Genomic DNA, 21,436 nt, shown 5'->3' on the forward strand with positions numbered 1-21,436 from the left:
TAAGCACGCCGCCAGCGTTCACCCTGAGCCAGGATCAAACTCTCCAAGAAATGGTTATCACTGACCGAAGTCAATTGATACAGTCTGATGCCTCGCTTGCGCTTGGCTTGCCCTCTCGGGCTTCTTTGGTCTTGCGACCTTCTCCGAGTCTGGAGATCACCGGGGGGTGATCCGCTCGGCACGACCTGTCGGTCGTTCCTGTCATCGTCATCAGAACCAGATTTTCATGCGTCCCAGCGAGTCCCTTGGGGGCTTTTCGCCTTCGCCCTTCTTCTCGGGCGAAGAGAACTATATGGCTTCTGCCCAGTTCTGTCAACACCTCCCCAGACCCGCGTGGATGAGGGCCGCCCAGAGCCGCCCTGAACAATTCCAGAGCAAGTCTTCAAGGGTGCCCAGACCATGAAAAAAGGACCAGAAGGGAGAACACTCTGTCCCCTGGTCCCTGTGCTGTATGTGTCCGCGCGGCGTCTCTTCTGCGCGGCACTCTACTGTGCGGCGCCTTCCTTCTCTGGCGGGGTCACCTGCAGCGGCGCGAGCCCGTACAGATGCCACAGGGCGTCTACCCGACGCACCACCGCCTCATCCATGACGATCTTCGGGGGCCACGGGCGCACGAAGCCCTCTTCGGGCAATTTGCGGGCGCCGTCCCAGACCAGCAGGCCACCCTGAGGCCAGACATCGCGCTCCGGATCAATATTGTTGAGGATGGTCCACCAGACGTCCTGAAGGTCGTGCACGTTCGTTTCCTCATCCACGAGGAGCAGGTGGCGCATGCCCGCTGCCGCCGGGTGGGCGGCAAAGAGCTGGGCCAGTTCCTGCGCCTGCCCGGGACGGGTCTTGTTCAGCGCCACCAGCCAGTAGCCGTCTGGCGTCTGGGTCTGGGCCAGCACGCCGCCGGAGGTTGGCAGTGAGGCAGCCACCTGCGGCGCAAACGCCTCGGGCGCCAGATCGCCCGCCTGCTCGTCGCGCGAGGACACCGCGCCGCCCACCTCCTCGGGGCGCTTGGTGGTCGCGTCGATGATGAGTTTGCCGCCGTAGCCCCAGCCCCGGCTGGAATGGTCCAGCACATCGGTTGGGCCGCGTGTGGTCAGGGTGTCGCGCCCCGGCACCGCCTTCTGGGCCACCTCACGCCACACGGCTGCGAAGTCGTTGACCTTGACGCCCTCGTCCACCACCACGATCACCTTGGCAAACATCATCTGGCCCAGCCCGAACAGCCCGTTGGCAACCTTGTAGGCCTGTCCCGGATAACTCTTCTTGATGCTGACCACCACGAGGTTGTGCGCCACCCCGGCGGGCGGCATGTGGTAATCCACGATCTCCGGCAGGATGAGCTGCGCGGCGGGCAGAAACAGCCGCTCAGAGGCTTCAATCAGGTACGCGTCCTCCATGGGCGGGCGGCCCACGATGGTGGCCGGATAGATGGGCTGGCGGCGCATGGTCACGGCCGTCACGTGAAACTGCGGGTACAGGTCCGGCAGGGTATAGAAGCCAGTGTGGTCGCCAAAGGGCCCCTCCATAACCCAGGGTTCCTGCGGGTCCACGTAGCCCTCCAGAATGAACTCCGCGTTGGCCGGCACGTCCAGGTCCACCGTCACACCCTTCATCACGGGGTAGCGCTGGCCGCGCAGATACCCGGCCAGGGCAAACTCATCCAGGCCCGGAATGGGCGGTAGAGGCGCGGTGGCGGCGTAGATCAGCGCCGGGTCGCCGCCGATGGCCACCGCCACCTCCAGCCGCTGGCCCAGCGCCCTGGCCTTCTCCAGATGTCTGGTGCCGGTTTTGTGGCGCTGCCAGTGCATGCCAGTGACGTTCCTGCCCATCACCTGCATGCGGTACATGCCCATGTTGCGCTCGCCGGTTTCAGGGTCCTTGGTGATCACCAGCGGCAGGGTGACAAAGGGCCCGCCGTCCTGCGGCCAGCACTTCAGGATGGGCAGCCGCGAGAGGTCCACCTCGTCACCGCGCCAGACGACCTCCTGGGCGGGCCCGGTGTTGACGCGGCGGGGCGGCAGGTTCATGGCGTCGCGCAGCTTGGGGAGTTGCCCCAGCAGCCCGCCCAGCCCCCTGGCCCCCTTCAGGTCAATCAGGTGGCGCACGCGCGCGGCCAGCTCATCGAGATCCGCGACCCCCAGGGCCAGGGCGGTGCGCTCACGGGTGCCCATCAGGCCAATCACCAGGGGAAAATCGCTGCCCAGCACCTGCTCGAACAGCACGGCGGGCCCGCCAGTTTTCACCAGCCGGTCGGCGATCTCAGTGATTTCCAGTTCGCGGCTGACTGGCGTATGCACACGCACGAGTTCGCCGCGCGCTTCGAGCAGGCGGATGAAGCTCTGAAGGTCGGGAAAGGCCATGCTCTGGAGTGTAGGGGGCGGGGCCCGGGGCAACCGTACCCGGGGGGACGCTCCTCCTTCCGGCGGACGCGGCGTGGCCGGGCGCGCGGATACGGTGCGGGCATGACCCCAGCCCAGACGAGTTCGGCAGACGCTGCCAGCCCACCGCCGCCGCCTGGCCCGCTGGCGCCGGCCGATTGGGACGCCGCGCCCGCGCGCCCCCGGCCTGCCCTGGCTGCCCGGCCCCTGCTGCTGGCGCTGGGTCTGGGGCTGGCCGCCCACCTGCTGACGTGGCGCGCCGGCGCCCTGGGGCTGAATCTGGCGCTGTGGCTGGTGCTGGTTCTGGGGGCCAGTGCGTGGGGCGTGGCGCGCCAGGGCCAGCACCCCAGCCGCGCAGGCGTGGCCCTGCTGGGCGTGGCCGGGCTGTTTGGCCTGAGCTTCGTGCTGTGGGACGTGCCTCCGGAAGTGGCTGCCCTGAACGGCGTGGCCCTGCTGGTCAGCCTGATCCTGGGGGCAGCCTTTGTGCGCTTTCCCGGGTTGGGCCGGGCGGCGCCGGGCGGCCTGCTGGGCGCGCTGGTGACGGGCGGCCTGCGCTTCGTGTATGGCCCGCTGGTGCTGCTGGAGCGCTTTCCCTGGGCACGGCTGCGCCCCACCGGAGACCGGGGACAGCATCTGGGGCGCGTGGGAGTGGGGCTGGCCCTGGCCGCGCCGCTGCTGCTGGTCTTTGGCGCGCTGCTGGCCAGCGCCGACGCCCGCTTTGCCCAGGCCCTGAGCGGCCTGTGGCGGCCGGCCCAGGAACTGGACACCCTGCTGGCCTCGGGCCTGACCCTGGCCCTGTGGTGCGCCTTTGCGGGCGGCCTGACCTACCCGGCCCTGATGGCGCTGCGCCCCACCTTCTTTGCGCCGCGCAACGCGGCCGGGCGCCTGGGGCTGGTGGAGGTGGGGGTGCCGCTGGGCGGGGGCCTGCCCGAGGGCCAGACCTACGCGGGGTACATCCGCCGGGGCTATACCGAACTGATGGCCGTGGCGTTCCTGACCCTGAGCGTGCTGCTGGGCGCGCACGGCCTGAGCACCCCGGGCACGCGGCGCCGCGTGCCCCTGCGTGCGCTGAACGCCGCCGTGCTGCTGCCGCTGCTGGTGATTCTGGCCAGCGCCGCGCAGCGCTGGGGCCTGTACACCCAGGCGTATGGCCTGAGCCCCATCCGGGTGCTGGGCGCCGCCTTTCTGGTATGGGTGACGGTCACGCTGGGCTGGCTGGCCCTGTGCCTGTGGCGTGACCGCCCCGAGCGCTTCGCCTTTCCGGCGCTGCTGCTGGGCCTGGCCACCCTGCTGGGCACCACGGCCCTGAACCCCGGCGCCCTGATTGCCACCCACAACCTGCACCGCCAGACGGCCGCCGTGACCAACGACCTGCGCCGCACGCCCCAGCGGGTGGGGGTCTGGGACCTGCTGAATCTGGGGGCCGGGGCGGTGCCGGCCATCGTGGCCAACCTGGACGTTCTGGCGCCGCCCTGCGGCCCCACCGCCAACTGCGTGACGCCGCAGACCATCATTGACGACCTGCACGAGCGCTACGGCGCCCCGCGCGATCCCCGGGCCTGGAACCTTGCCTATGCCCGCGCCCACGCGGCGGTGCAGACCCTGCCGCCCCGCAGTTCAATAAGCTGGTAACAACGCCGCCCCCATATCGCCTGGACGCCCACCAGGCGGTCTTTTTTGGGGCTGATCATATCTGACGATTGCCTGACCGGCGCCGATCATGGGCCGCTCACGGGGGCGCGGGTACCTTCTGCTTACCAGCCCAGGAGAGACGCCTCTCCAGCCGCTGCTTTTTCCCTCTTCTTCCGCACTTCCCTCTGCCCGCTGGCCCCCCGTCCTCTTGCCCCCCAAAGGAGCCCCGCCATGACCACCCACACCCTGACCGCCGCCCTGAGCCCCCGCACCTTCTCGCCGCTGCTGGCCGCGCTGGCACTGGGCACCCTGCTGGCCCCGCAGCGCGCCCTGGCTGCCCCAGCCGACATGGTGGGCACCTGGGTGAACGGCAACGTCACCACGAACGGCATCACCCGCATCAACGTGACGCGCACGGCCGCCGGAGCGATGAGCGTGCAGGTCTTTGGCCGCTGCCACCCCAACGACTGCAACTGGGGACAGGCCCCGGTGCTTACCTACGGCCTGACGGTGAGTGACAGCAACCACTTCACGGCCAGCGCGGTGTTCAACAAGGGCTTTGCCAACACGGTGCTGGTGATGAACTTCAGCAGGGGCCGCCTGGACGTGCAGGCGCTGACCCAGTTCACCGACGGCAGCGGCCGCCAGAACTACGCCACCCGCGAGACCTTTGCCCGCTACCGCTGAGCACCGGGAACGCGCCGCCCACTTTCCCCGTACTGAACAGGCAGGTGGATGACACCCCACCGCTCCTCATCTGTCCCGCTTCGCACTCTGCTCTGGCCCTGGCCCGCCCGATCCCGGCGCGCTGGGGCCAGTGGCCATGTGGCCCCGTGCCCGCGTGGCGCCGAGGCGGTGTGGGCCAGTGTCCGGGTGGGGCCGTGGCTGCCTGGGCCTGTGTCCGTCCAGGCCGGGCGCTGGCCGCGCGGGCGCGTTACGCTGACCTCCATGACCTCGCCCATCACGCGGATGCAACGAGCCCTGAGCGCCACCGACTTAGACGGCTGGCTGGTGTACGACTTCCAGGGCCTGAACCCCCACGCCCGCCGGGTGCTGGGCCTGCCGGAGAGCGCCTTTCTGACCCGGCGCTTTTTCGTGTGGGTGCCCCGCCAGGGCCCGGCCACAGTGCTGCACAACCACATTGAGGGCGGCACCTGGAGCGAGATCACCCGGCACTGGGGCGCCGAACTGCGGCCCTTTGGCTCGCACGCCGAGCTGGACGCGGCGCTGCGTGGAGTGGCAGAAGGCCGCGCCGTGGCCATGGAGTACAGCCCGAACGGCGCCGTGCCCTACGTGGGCCGCGTGGACGCCGGAACCGTGGAGCGGGTGCGGGCGGCCGGCGCGCGTGCCATTCACACCAGCGCCGACCTGCTGCAGTCCTTCCTGGCCTGGAGCGAGGATGATCTGGCTGCCCACGAGCGCGCCGTGGCCGTGCTGATGCAGGCCAAGGACGACGCCTTTCGCCTGATTCACGAGCGCCTGCGCGCCGGGCAGTCCGTGACCGAACTGGACGCCCAGGCCGTGATCATGCGCCAGATTGAGGCAGCGGGCATGGGGGCCGGGCACCCGGTCAACGTCTCGTTCGGCGTGAACGCGGCCGACAGCCACTACGAACCCAGCCCCGAGCGCCACGCGACGCTGCAGGCGGGCGAATGCGTGCTGATTGACCTGTGGGCCCAGGAACCGGGCCGCCCCTTTGCCGACGTGACCTGGGTGGGCTTTGCCGGGCAGCCCGGCCCCGAGTACCTGGATGCCTGGGCCGCCGTGAGCCGCGCCCGTGACGCCGCACTGGGCCGCCTGCAGCAGGGCCACGCCGAGCAGGGCTGGGGCGCGCTGCAGGGCTGGATGCTGGACCGCGCCGCCCGTGACGCCATGGGCACTGGGTGGGAAAAGCACTTCCTGCACCGCACCGGCCACGACCTGGGCGTGCAGATTCACGGCGCGGGCGCCAACCTGGACGATTACGAAACCCGCGACACCCGCACCCTGACCCCGGGCCTGGCCGTGACCATTGAACCCGGCACCTACCCAGCCCAGAAGGGCTTCGGCATTCGCAGTGAAATCAACGTGTATCTGGCCCCCCAGGGCCCGCGCGTGACCACCCACACGCAGCGCGCGCCCTTTGTATTGGGCCAGGGAGACTGGGCCCGGGTGCGCGCCGCTGCCTACGGCGAAGCCTGAAAGACCGGCTGCTGCCCCGCCCAGCCCATGAGTCCGGCTTAAAGAAACGCTCAGGCGACCCCTCCCTCCCCACCGCCCAGCCGTTACCCTGGGGTATGGCGAACCTCGGCTCCTCTACGATCATGCTGACGGGCGCGGGCGGCGCCCTGGCCACCGCCATTGCCCAGGAACTCGACGACGCCGGCGCGCAGATGGTGCTGGTGGGGCGCGGCGAGGCCCTGGCACGCGCCGCCGACCGCTTTCCTGCCACCGAAGTGCTGGACCTGGACCTGACACAGGAAGGCAGCATTGACACCCTGCGCAAGGTCAAGGTGGACATCCTGATTCATACGGTGGGGGCCTTCACCCTGCAAGACGCCCACAAAGCCACCACCCAGGACCTGCGCGCAATGTTCGACACGAACATGACCACCCTGTTTCACGCGGTGCAGGGCGTGCTGCCGCACATGATGAAGCAGAAAGACGGCCTGATCATGGGCGTCAGCGCGGGGCAGGCCGCCCGCCTCAGTGGCCCCAGAGCGGCGCTGTACACCGCCAGCAAGGCAGCGGTCTCGGCCTACGTCCTGAGCCTGCACGACGAACTCAAGGCCAAGGGCGTGCGCGGCATGGTGCTGTACCCCATGGGCGCCATTGACACGCCGGCCAACCGCGACGCGGGCCTGGGCTGGGACACCATGATTGACCCCCGTGGGCTGGCCAAGAGCGTGGCCCACGCCCTGACCCGCCCCGACCGGGCGCACATTACGGAGATCAAGGTGTATCCGGATGTGTGAAGGGGGGAGCGGTTGGCGGGAGGCGGAGCGCGGGAAAAGATAGGTGTGGGACGTGGGTTGTAGGCTGCAGGAAAAGAAGGAGGCGAGGGCAAGCACGCCACTCGCCTTTTCGTTTGTCTTTTGACAATTCTTTTGTCTTTTAAGGACGTTGCACCTCACGTTACGACTTTGCAGGAGAGCACCGCAAAGTCTCCACTCCCGGTGCAACGTCCTTTTTCCGATACTCGCTCTGCGGCGCAGCTGTTCCAGCCCGCTCGGTTGATCTAAAGATCAACAGCGAGCTACTTAACAAGGCGAACCTTTCATACGGACTGCCGTCCATTTCCGTAACATCCGGGAAAGAGCCGGATGTTCCCCGCCTTCGGCGTTGTTCCAGCCCAATTCCCGGAAATCCGTATTTTTTCCTTCTTCCGCTGGTCGGAAAAATTCCGTAACACGTTACGGAATGTTTCGGAACCCGTATCAGGCCGCACCAAGCCTTCTTGCCCCACCCCCGCCCGGGTCCAGACGAAGCCGTCGAACGTGGTCCCACTCGCTCGGGGACGGCCCCTCTGCGGGGCAGCTCTGCGCGTCGCTCCTCTCGATTCGGTGACTCAGGCTGACTCGCGCTGAGCCGCGAAGCGTACGGGCGTCCGGCGATGGGCACAGAAGGGACACGGCGTACACAGCGGGGCGAAGAAAGGCCGCCCCGAATCGCCAGTCCACGTTGCCCAGTGCCAATGTTGCTCCTCCCGCTGCCAGGTTCCAGGCGCGCCCGTCAAACCAGCGGCAACGCGCAGGCCGCCCTGCGCGGCGAAGCCGTCTTTCCTCTGCTGCGCAGCTCTCCGAGTCTGGGGCTGGGGAGCGGGGCTACGCCGGCCCCTCCGCCAACGCCTCCAGAAACGCCGCCGCAAACCGGACCCCATTCTCGAAATCCCGCCGCAGGATGTTCTCGTTCGGCGCGTGAACCCGGCCGCCCACATTGCCAATCCCCAGGGCAATCACCGGCGCCCCCACATGCGCCATGAACGGGTGCATGGGCCCGCTGCCCCCGCTGCTGGGGTTCAGGATGGGCTCAAATCCGTGTACGGCCTGCGCCACCCGCACCGCCGTTTGTACGAAGGGGTGGGCCAGATCGCTGCGCGCCGGGTGCTGGTGGCTTTCCAGCTCGACAATCTCGATATCTGCAAAGCCCTGTGCGTTCAGGTGGGCCCGCAGCAGTTCCACCACCCGGTCCGGGTGCTGGTCGGGCACCAGCCGGAAGTCCAGCTTCACCGTGCCGGCCGCTGGCAGCACTGTCTTGCTGCCCTCGCCGCCGTAGCCACCGTGAAAGCCGTTCACGTTCACAACTGGTTTCAGGTTCAGCCGGGTGTGGTACTCGCTTCCCTCGCCCAGGGGGCGGGTGACCGCGTAGGTGTCGCGCAGGGCCTCGCCGGTGCCCGGCAGGCGGGCGATGGCGGCCAGATCGGCTTCGCTGGGGGGGCGCACGTCGTCGTGAAAGCCGGGAATCAGCACGGTGCCATCGGCATCGCGCAGGGAAGCTGCGGCCGCCGCCAGCCGCCACAGCGGGTTGTCCACGACCGCGCCGTTGCTGCTGTGCAGGTCACCCGCCGCCACCGCGCAGCGCAGCTCCACGCAGACGATGCCCTTCAGGCCCGCATACAGCACCGGGCGCCCTTCGGGCGTAATGGAGCCGAATTCCCACCACACGCCGTCGGCCTTTAGTTCGGCGGCGTGCGCGGCCAGAAAGGCGTCCAGGCTGGGGCTGCCCACCTCCTCCTCGCCCTCAATCAGCCACTTGACCTTCAGGGGCAACACGCCGCCGCGCGCCGCTTTCAGGGCCCGCAGGCCCGCCAGCCGGGAAATCAGTTCGCCCTTGTCATCGCTGGCGCCGCGCCCATACAGGCGTCCGTCCCGCTCCGTCAGCTTGAAAGGCGGGGTGGCCCACAAGTCCAGCGGGTCCTCGGGCTGCACGTCGTAGTGGTTGTAGATCAGCAGGGTAAAGGGGCCCTCGCCCGCCTCGGCCACCAGCACCGGGGCCACCTGCCCGGAGTAGGCCTGCACGGTAAAGCCTTCGGCCTCCAGCAGGGCGGTCACGGCCGCCGCCGTTTCAGGCAGATGACGGCCCTGCGCCGACACGCTGGGCAGCGCCACCAGCGCGGCCAGGTCGCGGAGCCCCTGCTCGATCTGCGGCTGAAGGTCGGCCTGCGCAACTGAGGTCATGACCGCAGCCTACGGCATGCCAGCGCGTTCCCAGAACCACCCGCACCCTGGACCGATTTGACAACGTTTTCAGATTGGCCTAAGCTCACCAGACAAGCCTCAATTCAGCGCAGCGGACCGTGGCCCTGGTGCCCTATCCCCCGCTTTGACTCGCCTCTTCCCTTCTTCTGGAGCAGACTGCGCCTATGCGGAGCGTGACCATCAAAGACATTGCCCGGGCTGCGGACGTTTCCATCAGCACCGTGTCGCGCACCCTGAACGGCTCCTCGGCTGTGGCAGAAGCCAAGCGCGCGCGGGTGCTGGCGGCGGCGGCGCAGCTGGGCTACGAGCCCAATGTGGCCGCGCAGGGTCTGGTGCGCGGGCGCTCCATGACCATTGGCGTGCTGACGCAGGACATCGCCAGCCCCTTTTACAACGAGGTGGCGCGCGGCATTGACGTGGGCTTTGCGGGCAGCGGCTACCAGCCCATCTTCGTGAACGGCCACTGGCAGATTCAGGATGAATCGGCGGCCATCACGGCCCTGACGCGGCGGCAGGTGGACGGATTGATCATCCTGGGCGGGCGGCTGGGCGACGGGCAACTGCGTGACCTGCACGCCCGCTTTCCCCTGGTGCTGGTGGGCCGCCGGGTGGCTGGGCTGGAAGCCGCCTGTCTGAGTGTGGACAACGTGCAGGGCGCTTTTCTGGCCACCAGCCACCTGATTCAGCTGGGCCACCGCCGCATTGGCCACATCACGGGGGTCTCGTCGCAGCGGGACGCGGTGGACCGCCTGGAAGGCTACCGGCTGGCACTGGCCGAGGCCGGGCTGGACTTTGATTCCCGCCTTGTCTTTGAGGGCGACTTCAACGAATCAGCCGGGATTCAGGCGGTGGAACACTGGCTGGGCCAGGGCGCCGCGCTCTCGGCCATCTTTGCCGCCAACGACCAGATGGCCTACGGCGCCCGGCTGGGGCTGTACCGGCGCGGCATCCGCGTGCCAGACGACATTTCACTGATCGGCTTTGACGACCTGCCCGCCTCGCAGTTCACCCTGCCTCCGCTGACCTCTGTTCACCAGCCTCTGTTCGAGATGGGGGAACAGGCGGCGCGCAGGGTGCTGCGCCGCCTGCAGGCCCCGGACCTTCCCCTGGAGCCGCCAGAACTGCCTCTCACCCTCAGCGTGCGCGAATCAGTGCGCTACGCCCGGCCCATGTCTCACTGAGTTCCTCTCTTTCTCCATCTCTTTGAAAACGTTCTCAGCTGACCGCCGGACCCGGGCGGTCTGGAGGTTGCCTATGTCCACCGTTCGCGCCCGTTCCACCCTTCTGCTGGGCCTGAGTCTGGCCCTCTCTGCCTGCGGCACCGTCACGCCACAAACCAGTCAGGACCGCCCCGGCCTGCAGGCGCAGGATTACAGCACCAGCCCCCCGCCCGGAACCAAGGGGGGCCCCACGAACACCTCCGGCACCCTGCTGACGCCGGCCTGGACAGCCAACGCGGCGGCCAGGGGCAAGGCGCCCACGAACGAGTTCTGGTCGTCCATCCTGTTCAAGCGCAACGCGGGCAATGCCTACTCCGAGAACATGTTCGCCCACCCGCTGGCCATGCACGCCCGCGCCGGCGGCCTGGAACTCAGCTACCCCAACCGCTCGCAGATCGTGGGGGCCCCGGGGCTGGAAAAATACGAGTACCCCTACACCCCGGACCTGACCCTGGGCGTGGCGGGCCTGAACTCGCCCGACACCAAGACCGACGACTGGGGCGACTGGACCACCACCGCGTACTGGAGTGACGGCGCCCGCACCCTGCGCGCCACTTTCGGGCACGGTCTGCCCTTTGTGTATGCCACAAAGACAGGCGGTGACGCCCAGGTCACCTTTATTGCCACGCCCACGGTCTGGTCGAACCAGGGCAATGTCCTGGGCATCACGGTGAATGGGCGCCATTACGGCATCTTTGCGCCGAGCGGGTCAAGTTGGAGCGTGAACAATACGGTGGCCACCTCCACGCTGGCGGGCAAGGACTACTACTCCATTGCCGCGCTGCCCGACAACACGGTGGCCACGCTGAACGACTTCAAAACCTACGCCTATAACTTCGTGACGGGCAGCACCGTCAGCTGGAACTACAACGCCGCCACCGCCACCCTGAACAGCACCTACGCGGTGAACACCGTGGCCAAAGAAGGCAGCGCCAGCGGCACCGTCATGGCGCTGTACCGCCACCAGTGGCTGAATTCCGGCAGCGTGAACACGGGCTACACCTACGTGTCCCCGCGCGGCGAGATGCGGGTGGTGCGCGGCGCGGGCAGCTTCACCACCAGCCAGAAGTTTCAGGGCGTGCTGCCCTACCTGCCGGACAACGGCGCGGCCAACACCCTGAGTAAGACCCAGCTGGCCGCCTACGTGAACGAGGCCAACACCAGCGCCACCCTGAACCCCACGGGCGATTCGTACTGGGTGGGCAAGGGTCTGGGCAAGCTGGCCGAACTGGTACCGCTGGCCGAGCAGGTGGGCAACGGGGCCGCGCAGACCGCCTTTCTGGATGCCATTCAGCGGGTGCTGCAGGACTGGCTGGACGGTCAGGGGAGCAACCTCTTTTACTACAACGCGGCGTGGGGCACCCTGATCGGCTACCCGCAGGGCTACGGCAGCGAGGAGGAGCTGAACGACCACCACTTTCACTGGGGCTATTTCATCAAGGCCGCCGCGCTGCTCACGCAATACCGCCCGAGCTGGCCGGGCGGCACCACCCCACAGGGCCGCACCTGGGGCGCGAGCATCAACGACCTGATCATGGACGCCGCCAACTGGACCACGAACACGAGTCAGTTTCCCCGCCTGCGCAACTTTGACCCCTACGCGGGGCACTCGTGGGCCGCCGGGCACTCGGGCTTTGCGGCCGGGAACAACCAGGAATCCAGCAGCGAGGACATGAACTTTTCCTCGGCGCTGGTGAACTGGGGTTCGGTAACGGGTAACACGGCCATCCGCGACCTGGGCATCTACCTGTACACCACGGAAACCACCGCCATTGAGCAGTACTGGTTTAACCAGGGGGGCGGGGTCTTTCCAGCGGGGTACAACAAACCGGCGGTGGGCATGGTCTGGGGGGACGGCGGCGCCTATTCCACGTGGTTCAGTGCAGAACGTGAAGCGATTCAGGGCATCAACTTCCTGCCCATCACGGCGGGCAGCCTGTACCTGGGCCGCAATCCCGGCTACCTGAAGACGAACTATGATTTCCTGGGCCGCGAACCCACCATGTGGCGCGACATCTTCTGGCAGGTCTACAGCATGTACGACGCGGCCGGGGCGCTGAACAAGTTTGGCAGCGGCAACTACACCCCGGAAGAGGGCGAGACCAAGGCCCACACCTACCAGTTCCTGCACAGCCTGAACGCCATGGGACAGGTGGACACGACCGTGACCGCCAACACCCCCCACTACGCGGTGTTCAAGAAAGGAAATACCCGCACCTACGCGGCCTACAACCCGGGCAGCAGCGCCGTCACCGTGTCGTTCTCGGACGGGGCCACGCTGAACGTGCCCGCGCGGCAGGTGGTGTCCTCGCGCGGCGGGGTCACCCAGCCCCCGGTGTGCCAGACCGATACGGTGGCCCCGGGCATCCCCGGCGGCCTGACCTCGCCGGGCAAGACCAGCGACAGCGTGAGCCTGTCGTGGACCGCCGCCAGCGACAACTGCGGCGTGGCGAGCTACGAGGTTTACCAGAACGGCGCGCTGAAGGCCACGGTCACGGGCACAGGCGCCACAGTGGGCGGCCTGAGCGCGAACACCGCCTACACCTTCCGGGTGCGGGCCAAGGACAGCGCGGGCAACCTGGGCGCTTTCACGGGTGACCTGAGCGTGACCACCAACCCGGCGAGCACCGGCACGGCCAACCTGCCCGGCACTGTGACCACCAGCGGCGGCGCGGTGGCCAACGGCACCAGTAAGAGTTTCCCCGTGAACGTCACCTCGGCGGGCACCTACCGCCTGTCGGTGCAAAGCGCGTCGGGGCAGAACAGCCGCACCATCAACGTGGCGTTTAACGGCACCAACTACGACCTCGCCGTGGACGCCGGGCAGACCGTGATTGCCGACTTCCCGAATGTGGGCACCGGGGCCAAGACCATCGTGATTACGGCCAAGAGTGACGGCGTGGTCATCGGCAGCGTCAGTGGCAGCAATCTCAGTGGCGGGGGCAGCAACGCGTGCGACACCGACAGCACGGCGCCCAGCGTGCCGGCAGGCTTCACCTCGCCGGGCAAGACGAGCAGCAGCGTCACCCTGAGCTGGAGCGCCAGCAGCGACAACTGCGGCGTCAGCAAGTACGAGATCTACACCAACGGGGCGCTGAGCGGCAGCGTAACGGGCACGGGCGCCACCATCACCGGCCTGGCGGGAGGCACCACCTACGCCTTCAAGGTGCGCGCCGTGGACGCCCGCAACAACGCCTCGGCCTTTACAGGCGACCTGAACGTCATCACCAACGCCGCGTCCATCGCCGTGCCGGGCGTGGTGACGACCAGCGTGGGCGCCATTGCCAACGGCGCCGGCAAGACCTACGACCTGCGCCTTGATGCCACCCGCAATCTGCGCTTCCTGATCACGAATGCCAGCAGCGCGGCCAGCTCAGCTTTCACCGTCAACTTCAACGGGCGGAGCGTCCCGCTGTCCATTGGCGCCGGGCAGACCATTCCGGTGGACTTTGCGGGTGTGGCAGCAGGCACCCGGCCGCTGACCATCACCGCCAATTCAGCGGGGGTCAGCCTGGGCAAGCTGGAGGCTGTGGCGTACTGAACCTGTTCTCCTGCAGGGCAGGTGGCCACGCGCCCCTGCCCTCTGTCATGGCGCCTGCCCGTTACTGCCGGAAATCGTGCGGATGTTTCTTATGCCAGTTCCAGGCCGTCTGCACGATCTCGTGCAGGTCGGTGAACTGTGGCGCGAAGCCCAGCTCCTGGCGAATGCGCGCCGCGTCGGCCACCAGGCGGGGCGGGTCTCCGGCGCGGCGCGGCGCCAGTTCGCGCGGCAGCGGCGTGCCGGCCACCGCGTCAAAGGCGTCCAGCACCTCCTTGACACTGAAGCCGTGGCCCAGGCCCACGTTGTAGGTGGCGGCTGTCCTCTCACCCCGCACCAGGGCTTCCACCGCCAGCACATGGGCGTCTGCCAGATCCTGCACATGCACGTAGTCCCGGATGCAGCTTCCGTCGGGCGTGGGGTAGTCATCCCCGAAAATCAACATCTTCTCGCGCTGCCCCAGGGCGGTCAGGGCCGCCATCTCGATGAGATGGGATTTGCTGGCGTGCGCCTCGCCAATGTCGCCCTCGGGGGCGGCGCCGCACACGTTGAAGTACCGCAGCACCACATAAGGCAGGCCGTGCGCTGTATGGAACGCGTGAATCATGCGCTCGGTCATCAGCTTGGTCTCGCCGTACACGCTCTCGGGCTGCAGGGGGGCGTCCTCGGGAATCGGCACGGCGTCGGTGGTGCCGTACACGGCCGCCGTGGAGGAAAAGACCAGCGGAATCTTGCGCGTCTCTGCGATGCTCTGCAGCAGGTTCAGGCTACCTACCACGTTGTTGCGGTAGTAGCGGCCCGGGGCGCGCATGCTCTCGCCCACCTCAATCAGCGCGGCGAAGTGAATCACGGCGTCGGGCTGGTGGGCGATCAGGGCGGCCTTGACCGTTTCCTGGTCCAGCAGGTCACCCTGCACCAGCACCACCTCTTCCGGCAGGGCCGCCGCGTGGCCGCTGCTGAGGTTGTCGAACACCGTGACGTCATGCCCCGCCCGCCGCAGCTGCCGCACCGTATGGGACCCGATGTACCCTGCGCCCCCCACCACCATGAGTTTCATGCCCGTCAGGGTAGTGCAGGGGCCGGGGCAGTGGTGCCGCGGAGGGTGAGCCGGGTGGGCAGGGTGCCGCCCTGGGCCGCCTCGCCGCGCAGCAGAGCCAGCATGGCCTCACCCACCCGCTGGCCCTTCTCGGCGGTGGGCTGCCACACGGTGGTCAGGTTCAGGGCCGGGCTGCTGGGCACGTCGTCGTAGCCGATTACGCTCAGGTCCTCGGGCACGCGCCGGCCCAGGGCGGCGGCCGCGCGCAGGGCCCCCTGGGCCAGCACGTCACTCATGCATAGCAGGGCCGTGATCTCCGGGTGCGCCTGCAACAGCGCCTGCGCGTGGGCCTCGCCCTCGTCTGGCGTGTTCTGCCCGGTTTCCCGTGCATGCAGCGCCGCGCCCTCTGCCCCGGCCAGGGCGGCGCGGTAACCGGCCAGCCGCTGTACCGAGGGCCGGTAGCCACCGGGCAGGGGCGTCCCGGCCAGCACGGGGCCACCAGCTGTACCCGGCGTGAGCGACAGGCACACGGCGCCCAGGTGCCGGTGCCCCAGGGCCAGCAGATGGGCGGCCGCCGCCTGGGCGCCCCCCAGGTCATCAATGCCCACGCTGGTCACGCCCGGCTGCGGGTCCTGGTCCACCAGCACGGTGGGCAGGCGCCGGTCCAGCACCGCGCGCAGCAGCGGCGTGCCCCCGGCCGCGCAGTACACGATAAACCCGTCCACGCTTGCCCCCCGCACCGGCAGGGTGGGGTCGGCAGCCGGGCCGTGGGGGCTGGCCAGCAGCAGGGCACTGAACCCCTCGGCCTGCACGGTGCGGGCCACACTGCCCAGAAACAGGGCCGCCGCCGGGTCGGCAAAGGCGTAATCCAGCGGCGCGTCGTAGACCACGCCCAGTACCCCGGTGCGGCCCCGGCGCAGGCTGCGGGCCAGCGGATCGGGGCCGTGGTAGCCCAGCGCCTGCGCCTGCTCCAGGATGCGCCCGCGCAACTCGGCACTCAGCTGGTCGGGGCGGTTGTAGGCGTTGCTGACGGTGGCCACGCTGACCCCCAGCATCCGGGCCACCTCCCGCAGGGTGACCCGGGGCGGCGCGTCAGGACTGGCAGGCGACATGGCCAGATGCTAGCGTATGATCAGACCAACTGAAACGTTTCAGTTGCCCCCGAGGTTGCCATGACTCACCCCTCCCCTGCCCCCACGTCTGTCCCGCTGTCCACCCCAGCCACCGAGGCTGGCCGACGCGCGGTCAGCGCCATGTTCCTGATTAACGGCGTGCTGTTCGCCACCTGGGGGGTGAACATTCCCGGCGTGCGCGACACCCTGAACCTCAGCGAGGCCCAGATTGGGGGCGCCCTGCTGGCAGTAGGACTGGGCAGCCTGTGCACCATGCCGCTGACCGGCGGCTGGACCGCCCGCTACGGCAGCCACCGCGTGACCTGGGTGGTGGCGGTGGGCTGCATGCTGTCGCTGCTGCTGCCCTTTGTGGCCCCCAGCTTCGGGCTGCTGGTGGCGGCCCTGGCGGTGCTGGGCGCCCTGAACGGCAGCATGGACGTGGCCATGAATGCCCAGGGTGTGACGGTGGAAAAAGCGCTGGGCCGGCCCATCATGAGCCGCCTGCACGCTTATTTCAGCCTGGGGGGCCTGCTGGGCGCGGGGCTGGGCAGCCTGCTGGTGGGGCGCGTGCCCCTGGCCCTGCACGGCCTGCTGGTGGTGGGAGTGACCGCCACCGCAGCGCTGGTGGCCGGCCGCTTTCTGTTGCCCGACGCCACCAGCCAGTCTGCCGCTGCTGGGCAACAGCGCCGGGTGCCCCTCAGTGCCGCAGCGGCGCTGCTGGGCGCCCTGTGTTTCCTGGGCATGCTGGCCGAGGGCGCCAATTACGACTGGGCGGCCCTCTACTTCCGGGATGTGCTGGGGGTGACCGGGGGCGGCTCCGGGCTGGGGTACGTGGCCTTTGTGGGGGCCATGACGCTGGGGCGCTGGTTTGGCGACCGCGCCCGCAGCGCTCTGGGCGACGAGCGCACCGTGCGCGGCGGCGCCGCCCTGACCGCCCTGGGGCTGGGGCTGGCGCTGCTGGCGCGCGACCCGGGGCTCGCCGCTCTGGGCTTCGCCCTCTCAGGGCTGGGCCTGAGCAACGTGGTGCCGGTCATGTACGGCGCCGCCGGGCACGCCCTGGCCGGGCGCGGCATTGCCCAGGTCGCCACCATCGGCTACGGCGGGTTTCTGCTGGGGCCCCCCGCCATCGGCTTTATTGCCGAGGAAGTGGGGCTGGCCGCCGCCCTGGGACTGGCTCTGGCGGGGGCAGCCCTGGTGGCCGCGCTAGGCGGGCGCGCCTTCGCCCTGATTCGCCGGCAGACCGTGGCAACAGCTGACACCTAAGGACGTTGCACCTCACGTTACGACCTTGCAGGAGAGCACCGCAAAGTCTCCACTCCAGGTGCAATGTCCTTTTTTCGATACTCGCGCTGCGGCGCTGCTGTTCCAGCCCGATCGGTTGATCGGGGGCTTGGCAGCGAGTTCCTTAACCCCCCGGCGCCCCATCTGCTGGCGCGGGCCCCACGTAGCGGGCGCGGGGCCGCAGCAGGCCGCCCTGTCCGGCTTCCAGGGCGTGGGCCAGCCAGCCCACCGCCCGGCCCAGGGCGAACAGGGTGGCCGTGTCCTCGGCGTCCCGGTCCAGTGCGTGAATCAGGGCAGCCAGGGCCAGATCCAGCGTGGGGTGGTCGCCCGTCTCAGCCTGGGCGGCGCCGCACAGTGCCAGGGCCGCCTGAACGCCGGGGGCAGCGGGCTGCTCCTGTGCCAGGGCCGCCAGCAGGGCCGCCGCCCGGGGATCGCCCGCCGGGTACAGGGGGTGCCCGAAGCCCGGCGCCTGCCCAAAGCGCCGCGCGGCCTCGTGCAGGGCGGCCCGGGGGTCCCGGTGCAGGGCGCTTTGCAGCAGGTCGTGGGCCCGCAGGGGCGCCAGCCCGTGCCTGTGCCCCTGCAGCGCACACAGCGCCGCCAGCACGCTGTGGGCCAACCCCGCTCCGCTGCTGGCCGTCACCCGCGCGGCGAAGGCGCTGACATTCAGTTCGTGGTCGGCCAGCAGCACCAGCGCGCGGCGCAGCAGCCCGGCGCCCGCTGGGCGCGCCCAGGCCCGGGCCAGCCGCAGGTGCAGCGGCAGGTCGGGCGCCGGGGGCACGCGGCAATGGCGCTCCAGCGTGGCGTACAGCAGGCCCAGGGTGCGCGCGGCCTGGCGCAGGCGCGCCTCTGGCCGGCTGTCGTGGGCCGCCGGGTCGTGGGCACCTGCATGGGTCAGGGCGTACCCCAGCGCTTCGAGCGCGCGCCCGGCGCGTGGGTGCCCGCCCAGGTTCAGGCGGGCCCGCAGCGGCAGCGCCGGGTGCCCGGCTGCCTCGCCAGTCCACAGGAGCGCCGCCACCTCCTCCACCGTGGCCCACCCGGCCAGTTCCACCGCCAGCTGGCCCCGGTAGATCAGGCGGCCGTCCAGCACGGTGGTCAGCGCACTGTCCAGCACCGGCTGCCCCCAGTTCAGGCTGGCCTGCACCGCCGCCTGCGGATCACGCCGCCCGGCCTGCCGCGCCGAGAGCGCCGCCACGTCCCCCGCGTGGTAGCGGCGTTCCCGGGTGCCGGGAGGCCCCGGCTCACTGCGCACCAGTCCCCGCGAGACATAGGCGTACAGCGTGGCGGGCTTCACGCCCAGCGCGGCACACGCCTGGGCAGTGGTCAGCGGCGCACTGGGGGGCACAGCGGGGGACATGGGCGCAGCCTAACATTGATTCCAGAATCAAGATTGACGACATTGCCGGCCGGGCCTACCGTGCGGTTATGTCTGCCCCCAGCATCCTGGATGTGCCTACCCCCAACCTCTTTCCAGCGGTCTTCCCGGCCGCGGCCTTTCCACAGGTGCAGTGGTCAGGCCCGCCACCCGCACAGTTGCCGGCCCGCGCCTGGGTGAACGAAACCACCCACCGCGATGGCCAGCAGGGCGGCCTGCCTCTGACCCCGGAGGCTGGCCTGGCCATCTACGACCTGATGGGCCGCTTCACGGGCAAGAGTGGCGCCCTGCAGCAGGCCGAATTCTTCGTGTACCGCTCCGCCGACCGCGCCATGCTGGAAGGGGCCCTGGCGCGCTGGCGCTCCGGCCATCCGGTGGAGCCCACCACCTGGATTCGCGCCACCCGGCAGGACGCCGCGCTGGTGGCGGGGCTGGGCGTACGCGAGACGGGCATGCTGGCCAGTGCCAGCGACTACCACACCTTTTACAAGTTCAGGCCGGGCGGCCGGGCGCAGGCGGCCCGCACCTACCTGGACGCCGTGCAGGCGGTGATGGACGCCGGCCTGCGGCCCCGCGTCCATCTGGAAGACGCCACCCGCGCGCCGCGTGAATTCGTGCTGCCACTGGTGGAGGCGGTGCAGGCGCTGGCCGCTGCCTACCCGGAGAGCCAGGCCCCCCGGATCCGGGTGTGCGACACCCTGGGGGTGGGCCTACCGCTTGAAGGCGCAGCCTGGCCCCGCAGCGTGCCGCGCCTGATCGGGGAACTGCTGGCGCTGGGCCTGCCCGGCGAGCGGCTGGAGTTTCACCCGCACAACGACACGCATCTGGTGGTGGCCAACAGCCTCGCCGCCGTCCTGGCAGGCTGCGCAGCCGTGAACGGCACCCTGCTGGGCAAGGGGGAACGCACCGGCAACGCACCGCTGGAAGGCGTGCTTCTACACCTGGCCGGCCTGGGACTCACGGGCGACGCCGATTTCACGGTGCTGGGCGAACTGGCCGGGCTGTACGAACGGCTGGGCCAGGGCGTTCCCGCCACCTACCCACTGTTTGGGCGCGACGCCCACCGCACCCGCGCGGGCATCCACGCCGACGGGCTTAACAAGTTCTGGCCCATGTACGCGCCCTTCAACGTGCCGGCGCTGCTGGGCCGGCCGCTGGAACTCAGCCTGACCCGGGACAGTGGCCTGGCCGGGCTGATCTTTCTGATCAAATCGCACACTGGCCTCGAACTGCCCAAGTCGCACCCTGGCCTGCAGGCCCTGCACGCCCACCTGAGTGCCGAATTTGATGCGGGGCGGCAGACCGCTGTGGAATGGGAGGAGGTGGCCGAACGGGCCCTGGTCCTTACTGCCGAACTGGCCTGAAGGCTCGGCAAGACGGCCAGCTCGCTCTGGGTGTCTCCCCGGCTGATGCCAGCGGCGGGCTGTGCAGAAGTCAGCGGTTCACGCGGAACGCCCCTGACTTCAAAGCCGATGTGGAGGCGAACCTCTCTGCTGGCCTGTCTCTGTCTTCCCGTCCTTTCTTGGGCTCGCCCTGCGCTGTGGCTTGACGAGGCTGCTCATACAGGCTGATGTCCTTGGTCAGAACGTTCAATGTTTTCCTGGACATCCCCCTCTGCGAAGCCTTGCAGGCCCAATTTCCGTGCATCCATCTCCCTTCCTTCCGCTGGCCTGAGTGCTGTACCAGGGTTTTTGCGCTGGCTGGCATGCCCTGCTGGCGGCGGGGGTGGTACGCTCCGGGCCATGACCCTTGAGCCCTACCGTGTGCCTCCTGGCGTGGCCGCTCGACTGGCCGACTGGACCACCGACGAGAACGGCGGCCTGAGCAAGGAGGCGGGCCAGGACCAGACGGCGGCGCTGCTGCCCGTGCTGGCCGAGTGGCAGGAGCGCTTGTATGCCGAAAGCAAACAGGCACTCCTGATTGTGTTGCAGGCGCGGGATGCCGGGGGCAAGGACGGAACAGTCAAACATGTCTTCGGCGCCCTGAATCCCAACGGCGTGCGGGTAACCAGTTTCAAGGTCCCTACCCCAGAGGAGCAGGCCCACGATTTCCTGTGGCGCGTGCATGCCCAGGTACCCAGGCGCGGCATGGTGGGCATCTTTAACCGCAGCCATTACGAGGATGTGCTGGTGCCCATGGTCGAGGGCGACCTGGACCCTGGTGCCATTGCACGGCGGCTGGACCACATCCGGGCGTTCGAGAACCTGCTGGGCGATCATGGGGTGCGGGTGCTCAAGCTGTATCTGCACGTCAGCCCTGAGGAGCAGAAGGCCCGGCTCCAGGCAAGGCTTGACGACCCCAGCAAACACTGGAAATTCAATCCCGCCGACCTCCAGGCCCGCGCAGCCTGGGACAGCTACACCCGGGCCTTTGACACCATCCTGAGCACCAGCACCGAGGCGGCGCCGTGGTATGTCATTCCTGCTGACCGCAAATGGTTTCGCAACCTCCTGGTCACCCAACTGGTGCTGGCGACCTTGCAGGAGATGAACCCCAGCTTCCCGGCCCTGCCGTTTGACCCGAACGGCGTCACGATTGAATGAAGGGACAGAGAACTCTTCAAAGCAGAAAAAGCCCCCCTTCCAAAGAAGGGGGGGTAAAGAGTGGAGCGGGAGACGAGATTCGAACTCGCGACATCTACCTTGGCAAGGTAGTGCTCTACCAGCTGAGCTACTCCCGCAAGAAAAAACCCCCGC

At 68.8% G+C, this 21,436-nt stretch carries 14 protein-coding genes and 1 tRNA gene; 9 read left to right on the plus strand and 6 right to left on the minus strand.

What is annotated here, in order from left to right; translation table 11 throughout:
• Positions 1-485: 485 nt before the first annotated feature.
• Entirely contained in the window at positions 486-2,354 is a 1,869-nt protein-coding gene (locus tag C8263_RS17535; protein ID WP_107139434.1) for a menaquinone biosynthesis decarboxylase, read from the minus strand.
• Positions 2,355-2,456: 102 nt separating this feature from the next.
• Between C8263_RS17535 and C8263_RS17540 the strand changes: the two genes are divergently transcribed.
• The 4 genes from C8263_RS17540 (at position 2,457) to C8263_RS17555 (ending at position 6,958) form a co-directional block, all read left to right on the plus strand.
• Positions 2,457-4,004 carry a DUF4153 domain-containing protein gene (locus C8263_RS17540; protein ID WP_158263852.1) on the plus strand — a complete coding sequence of 516 codons (1,548 nt, stop codon included), beginning with the start codon at positions 2,457-2,459 and terminating at the stop codon, positions 4,002-4,004.
• Between the two features lie 231 nt (positions 4,005-4,235).
• A complete protein-coding gene (locus C8263_RS17545; protein WP_107139423.1) occupies positions 4,236-4,691 on the plus strand; it encodes a hypothetical protein in 456 nt (151 codons plus the stop codon).
• Between the two features lie 261 nt (positions 4,692-4,952).
• Positions 4,953-6,185: a M24 family metallopeptidase gene (locus C8263_RS17550; protein ID WP_199188445.1), complete on the plus strand. Its 1,233-nt coding sequence runs from the start codon at positions 4,953-4,955 to the stop codon at positions 6,183-6,185.
• 95 nt (positions 6,186-6,280) lie between these two features.
• Entirely contained in the window at positions 6,281-6,958 is a 678-nt protein-coding gene (locus C8263_RS17555) for an SDR family oxidoreductase (protein WP_107139424.1), read from the plus strand.
• Between the two features lie 849 nt (positions 6,959-7,807).
• On the opposite strand, the gene C8263_RS17560 is transcribed toward C8263_RS17555, so the two are convergent.
• The gene (locus C8263_RS17560; RefSeq protein WP_107139425.1) at positions 7,808-9,160 is read right to left on the minus strand and encodes a M20/M25/M40 family metallo-hydrolase; all 1,353 of its coding nucleotides are present in this window, start codon (positions 9,158-9,160) and stop codon (positions 7,808-7,810) included.
• 185 nt (positions 9,161-9,345) lie between these two features.
• Here C8263_RS17560 and C8263_RS17565 point away from each other — a divergent pair, with 185 nt between their 5' ends.
• Positions 9,346-10,362 carry a LacI family DNA-binding transcriptional regulator gene (locus C8263_RS17565; protein WP_107139426.1) on the plus strand — a complete coding sequence of 339 codons (1,017 nt, stop codon included), beginning with the start codon at positions 9,346-9,348 and terminating at the stop codon, positions 10,360-10,362.
• A gap of 73 nt (positions 10,363-10,435) precedes the next feature.
• Entirely contained in the window at positions 10,436-13,942 is a 3,507-nt protein-coding gene (locus tag C8263_RS17570; RefSeq protein ID WP_107139427.1) for a glycosyl hydrolase, read from the plus strand.
• A 61-nt stretch (positions 13,943-14,003) separates the two neighbouring features.
• On the opposite strand, the gene galE is transcribed toward C8263_RS17570, so the two are convergent.
• The gene (galE, locus tag C8263_RS17575; RefSeq protein ID WP_107139428.1) at positions 14,004-14,996 is read right to left on the minus strand and encodes a UDP-glucose 4-epimerase GalE; all 993 of its coding nucleotides are present in this window, start codon (positions 14,994-14,996) and stop codon (positions 14,004-14,006) included.
• Between the two features lie 5 nt (positions 14,997-15,001).
• Complete coding sequence (locus C8263_RS17580; protein ID WP_107139429.1) at positions 15,002-16,087, minus strand: substrate-binding domain-containing protein; 1,086 nt, start codon at positions 16,085-16,087, stop codon at positions 15,002-15,004.
• A 60-nt stretch (positions 16,088-16,147) separates the two neighbouring features.
• On the opposite strand from C8263_RS17580, the gene C8263_RS17585 reads away from it, so the two are divergent.
• Positions 16,148-17,350, plus strand: a complete 1,203-nt coding sequence (locus C8263_RS17585) for an MFS transporter (protein WP_107139430.1) — start codon at positions 16,148-16,150, stop codon at positions 17,348-17,350.
• A 142-nt stretch (positions 17,351-17,492) separates the two neighbouring features.
• Here C8263_RS17585 and C8263_RS17590 read toward each other — a convergent pair whose 3' ends face one another.
• Entirely contained in the window at positions 17,493-18,722 is a 1,230-nt protein-coding gene (locus C8263_RS17590) for a citrate/2-methylcitrate synthase (protein ID WP_107139431.1), read from the minus strand.
• 68 nt (positions 18,723-18,790) lie between these two features.
• Here C8263_RS17590 and C8263_RS17595 point away from each other — a divergent pair, with 68 nt between their 5' ends.
• Both C8263_RS17595 and C8263_RS17600 read left to right on the plus strand, forming a co-directional pair.
• On the plus strand, positions 18,791-20,104 hold the full coding sequence (locus tag C8263_RS17595) for a hydroxymethylglutaryl-CoA lyase-like TIM-barrel protein (RefSeq protein WP_107139432.1): 1,314 nt from the start codon (positions 18,791-18,793) through the stop codon (positions 20,102-20,104).
• A gap of 378 nt (positions 20,105-20,482) precedes the next feature.
• Positions 20,483-21,283 carry a polyphosphate kinase 2 family protein gene (locus C8263_RS17600; RefSeq protein ID WP_107139433.1) on the plus strand — a complete coding sequence of 267 codons (801 nt, stop codon included), beginning with the start codon at positions 20,483-20,485 and terminating at the stop codon, positions 21,281-21,283.
• Positions 21,284-21,344: 61 nt separating this feature from the next.
• Here the strand turns inward: C8263_RS17600 and C8263_RS17605 are convergent.
• Positions 21,345-21,420, minus strand: a tRNA-Gly gene (locus tag C8263_RS17605).
• Positions 21,421-21,436 lie beyond the last annotated feature (16 nt).

It is taken from the genome of Deinococcus arcticus (genome assembly GCF_003028415.1).
Classification (GTDB): domain Bacteria; phylum Deinococcota; class Deinococci; order Deinococcales; family Deinococcaceae; genus Deinococcus; species Deinococcus arcticus.

Coding starts and splice junctions, on each gene's coding strand:
- galE (WP_107139428.1), bottom strand. CDS start 14,996: ATGAAACTCATGGTGGTGGGGGGCGCAGGGTACATCGGGTCCCATACG.
- C8263_RS17550 (WP_199188445.1), top strand. CDS start 4,953: ATGACCTCGCCCATCACGCGGATGCAACGAGCCCTGAGCGCCACCGAC.
- C8263_RS17560 (WP_107139425.1), bottom strand. CDS start 9,160: ATGACCTCAGTTGCGCAGGCCGACCTTCAGCCGCAGATCGAGCAGGGG.
- C8263_RS17585 (WP_107139430.1), top strand. CDS start 16,148: ATGACTCACCCCTCCCCTGCCCCCACGTCTGTCCCGCTGTCCACCCCA.
- C8263_RS17535 (WP_107139434.1), bottom strand. CDS start 2,354: ATGGCCTTTCCCGACCTTCAGAGCTTCATCCGCCTGCTCGAAGCGCGC.
- C8263_RS17555 (WP_107139424.1), top strand. CDS start 6,281: ATGGCGAACCTCGGCTCCTCTACGATCATGCTGACGGGCGCGGGCGGC.
- C8263_RS17600 (WP_107139433.1), top strand. CDS start 20,483: ATGACCCTTGAGCCCTACCGTGTGCCTCCTGGCGTGGCCGCTCGACTG.
- C8263_RS17540 (WP_158263852.1), top strand. CDS start 2,457: ATGACCCCAGCCCAGACGAGTTCGGCAGACGCTGCCAGCCCACCGCCG.
- C8263_RS17570 (WP_107139427.1), top strand. CDS start 10,436: ATGTCCACCGTTCGCGCCCGTTCCACCCTTCTGCTGGGCCTGAGTCTG.
- C8263_RS17590 (WP_107139431.1), bottom strand. CDS start 18,722: ATGTCCCCCGCTGTGCCCCCCAGTGCGCCGCTGACCACTGCCCAGGCG.
- C8263_RS17595 (WP_107139432.1), top strand. CDS start 18,791: ATGTCTGCCCCCAGCATCCTGGATGTGCCTACCCCCAACCTCTTTCCA.
- C8263_RS17565 (WP_107139426.1), top strand. CDS start 9,346: ATGCGGAGCGTGACCATCAAAGACATTGCCCGGGCTGCGGACGTTTCC.
- C8263_RS17545 (WP_107139423.1), top strand. CDS start 4,236: ATGACCACCCACACCCTGACCGCCGCCCTGAGCCCCCGCACCTTCTCG.
- C8263_RS17580 (WP_107139429.1), bottom strand. CDS start 16,087: ATGTCGCCTGCCAGTCCTGACGCGCCGCCCCGGGTCACCCTGCGGGAG.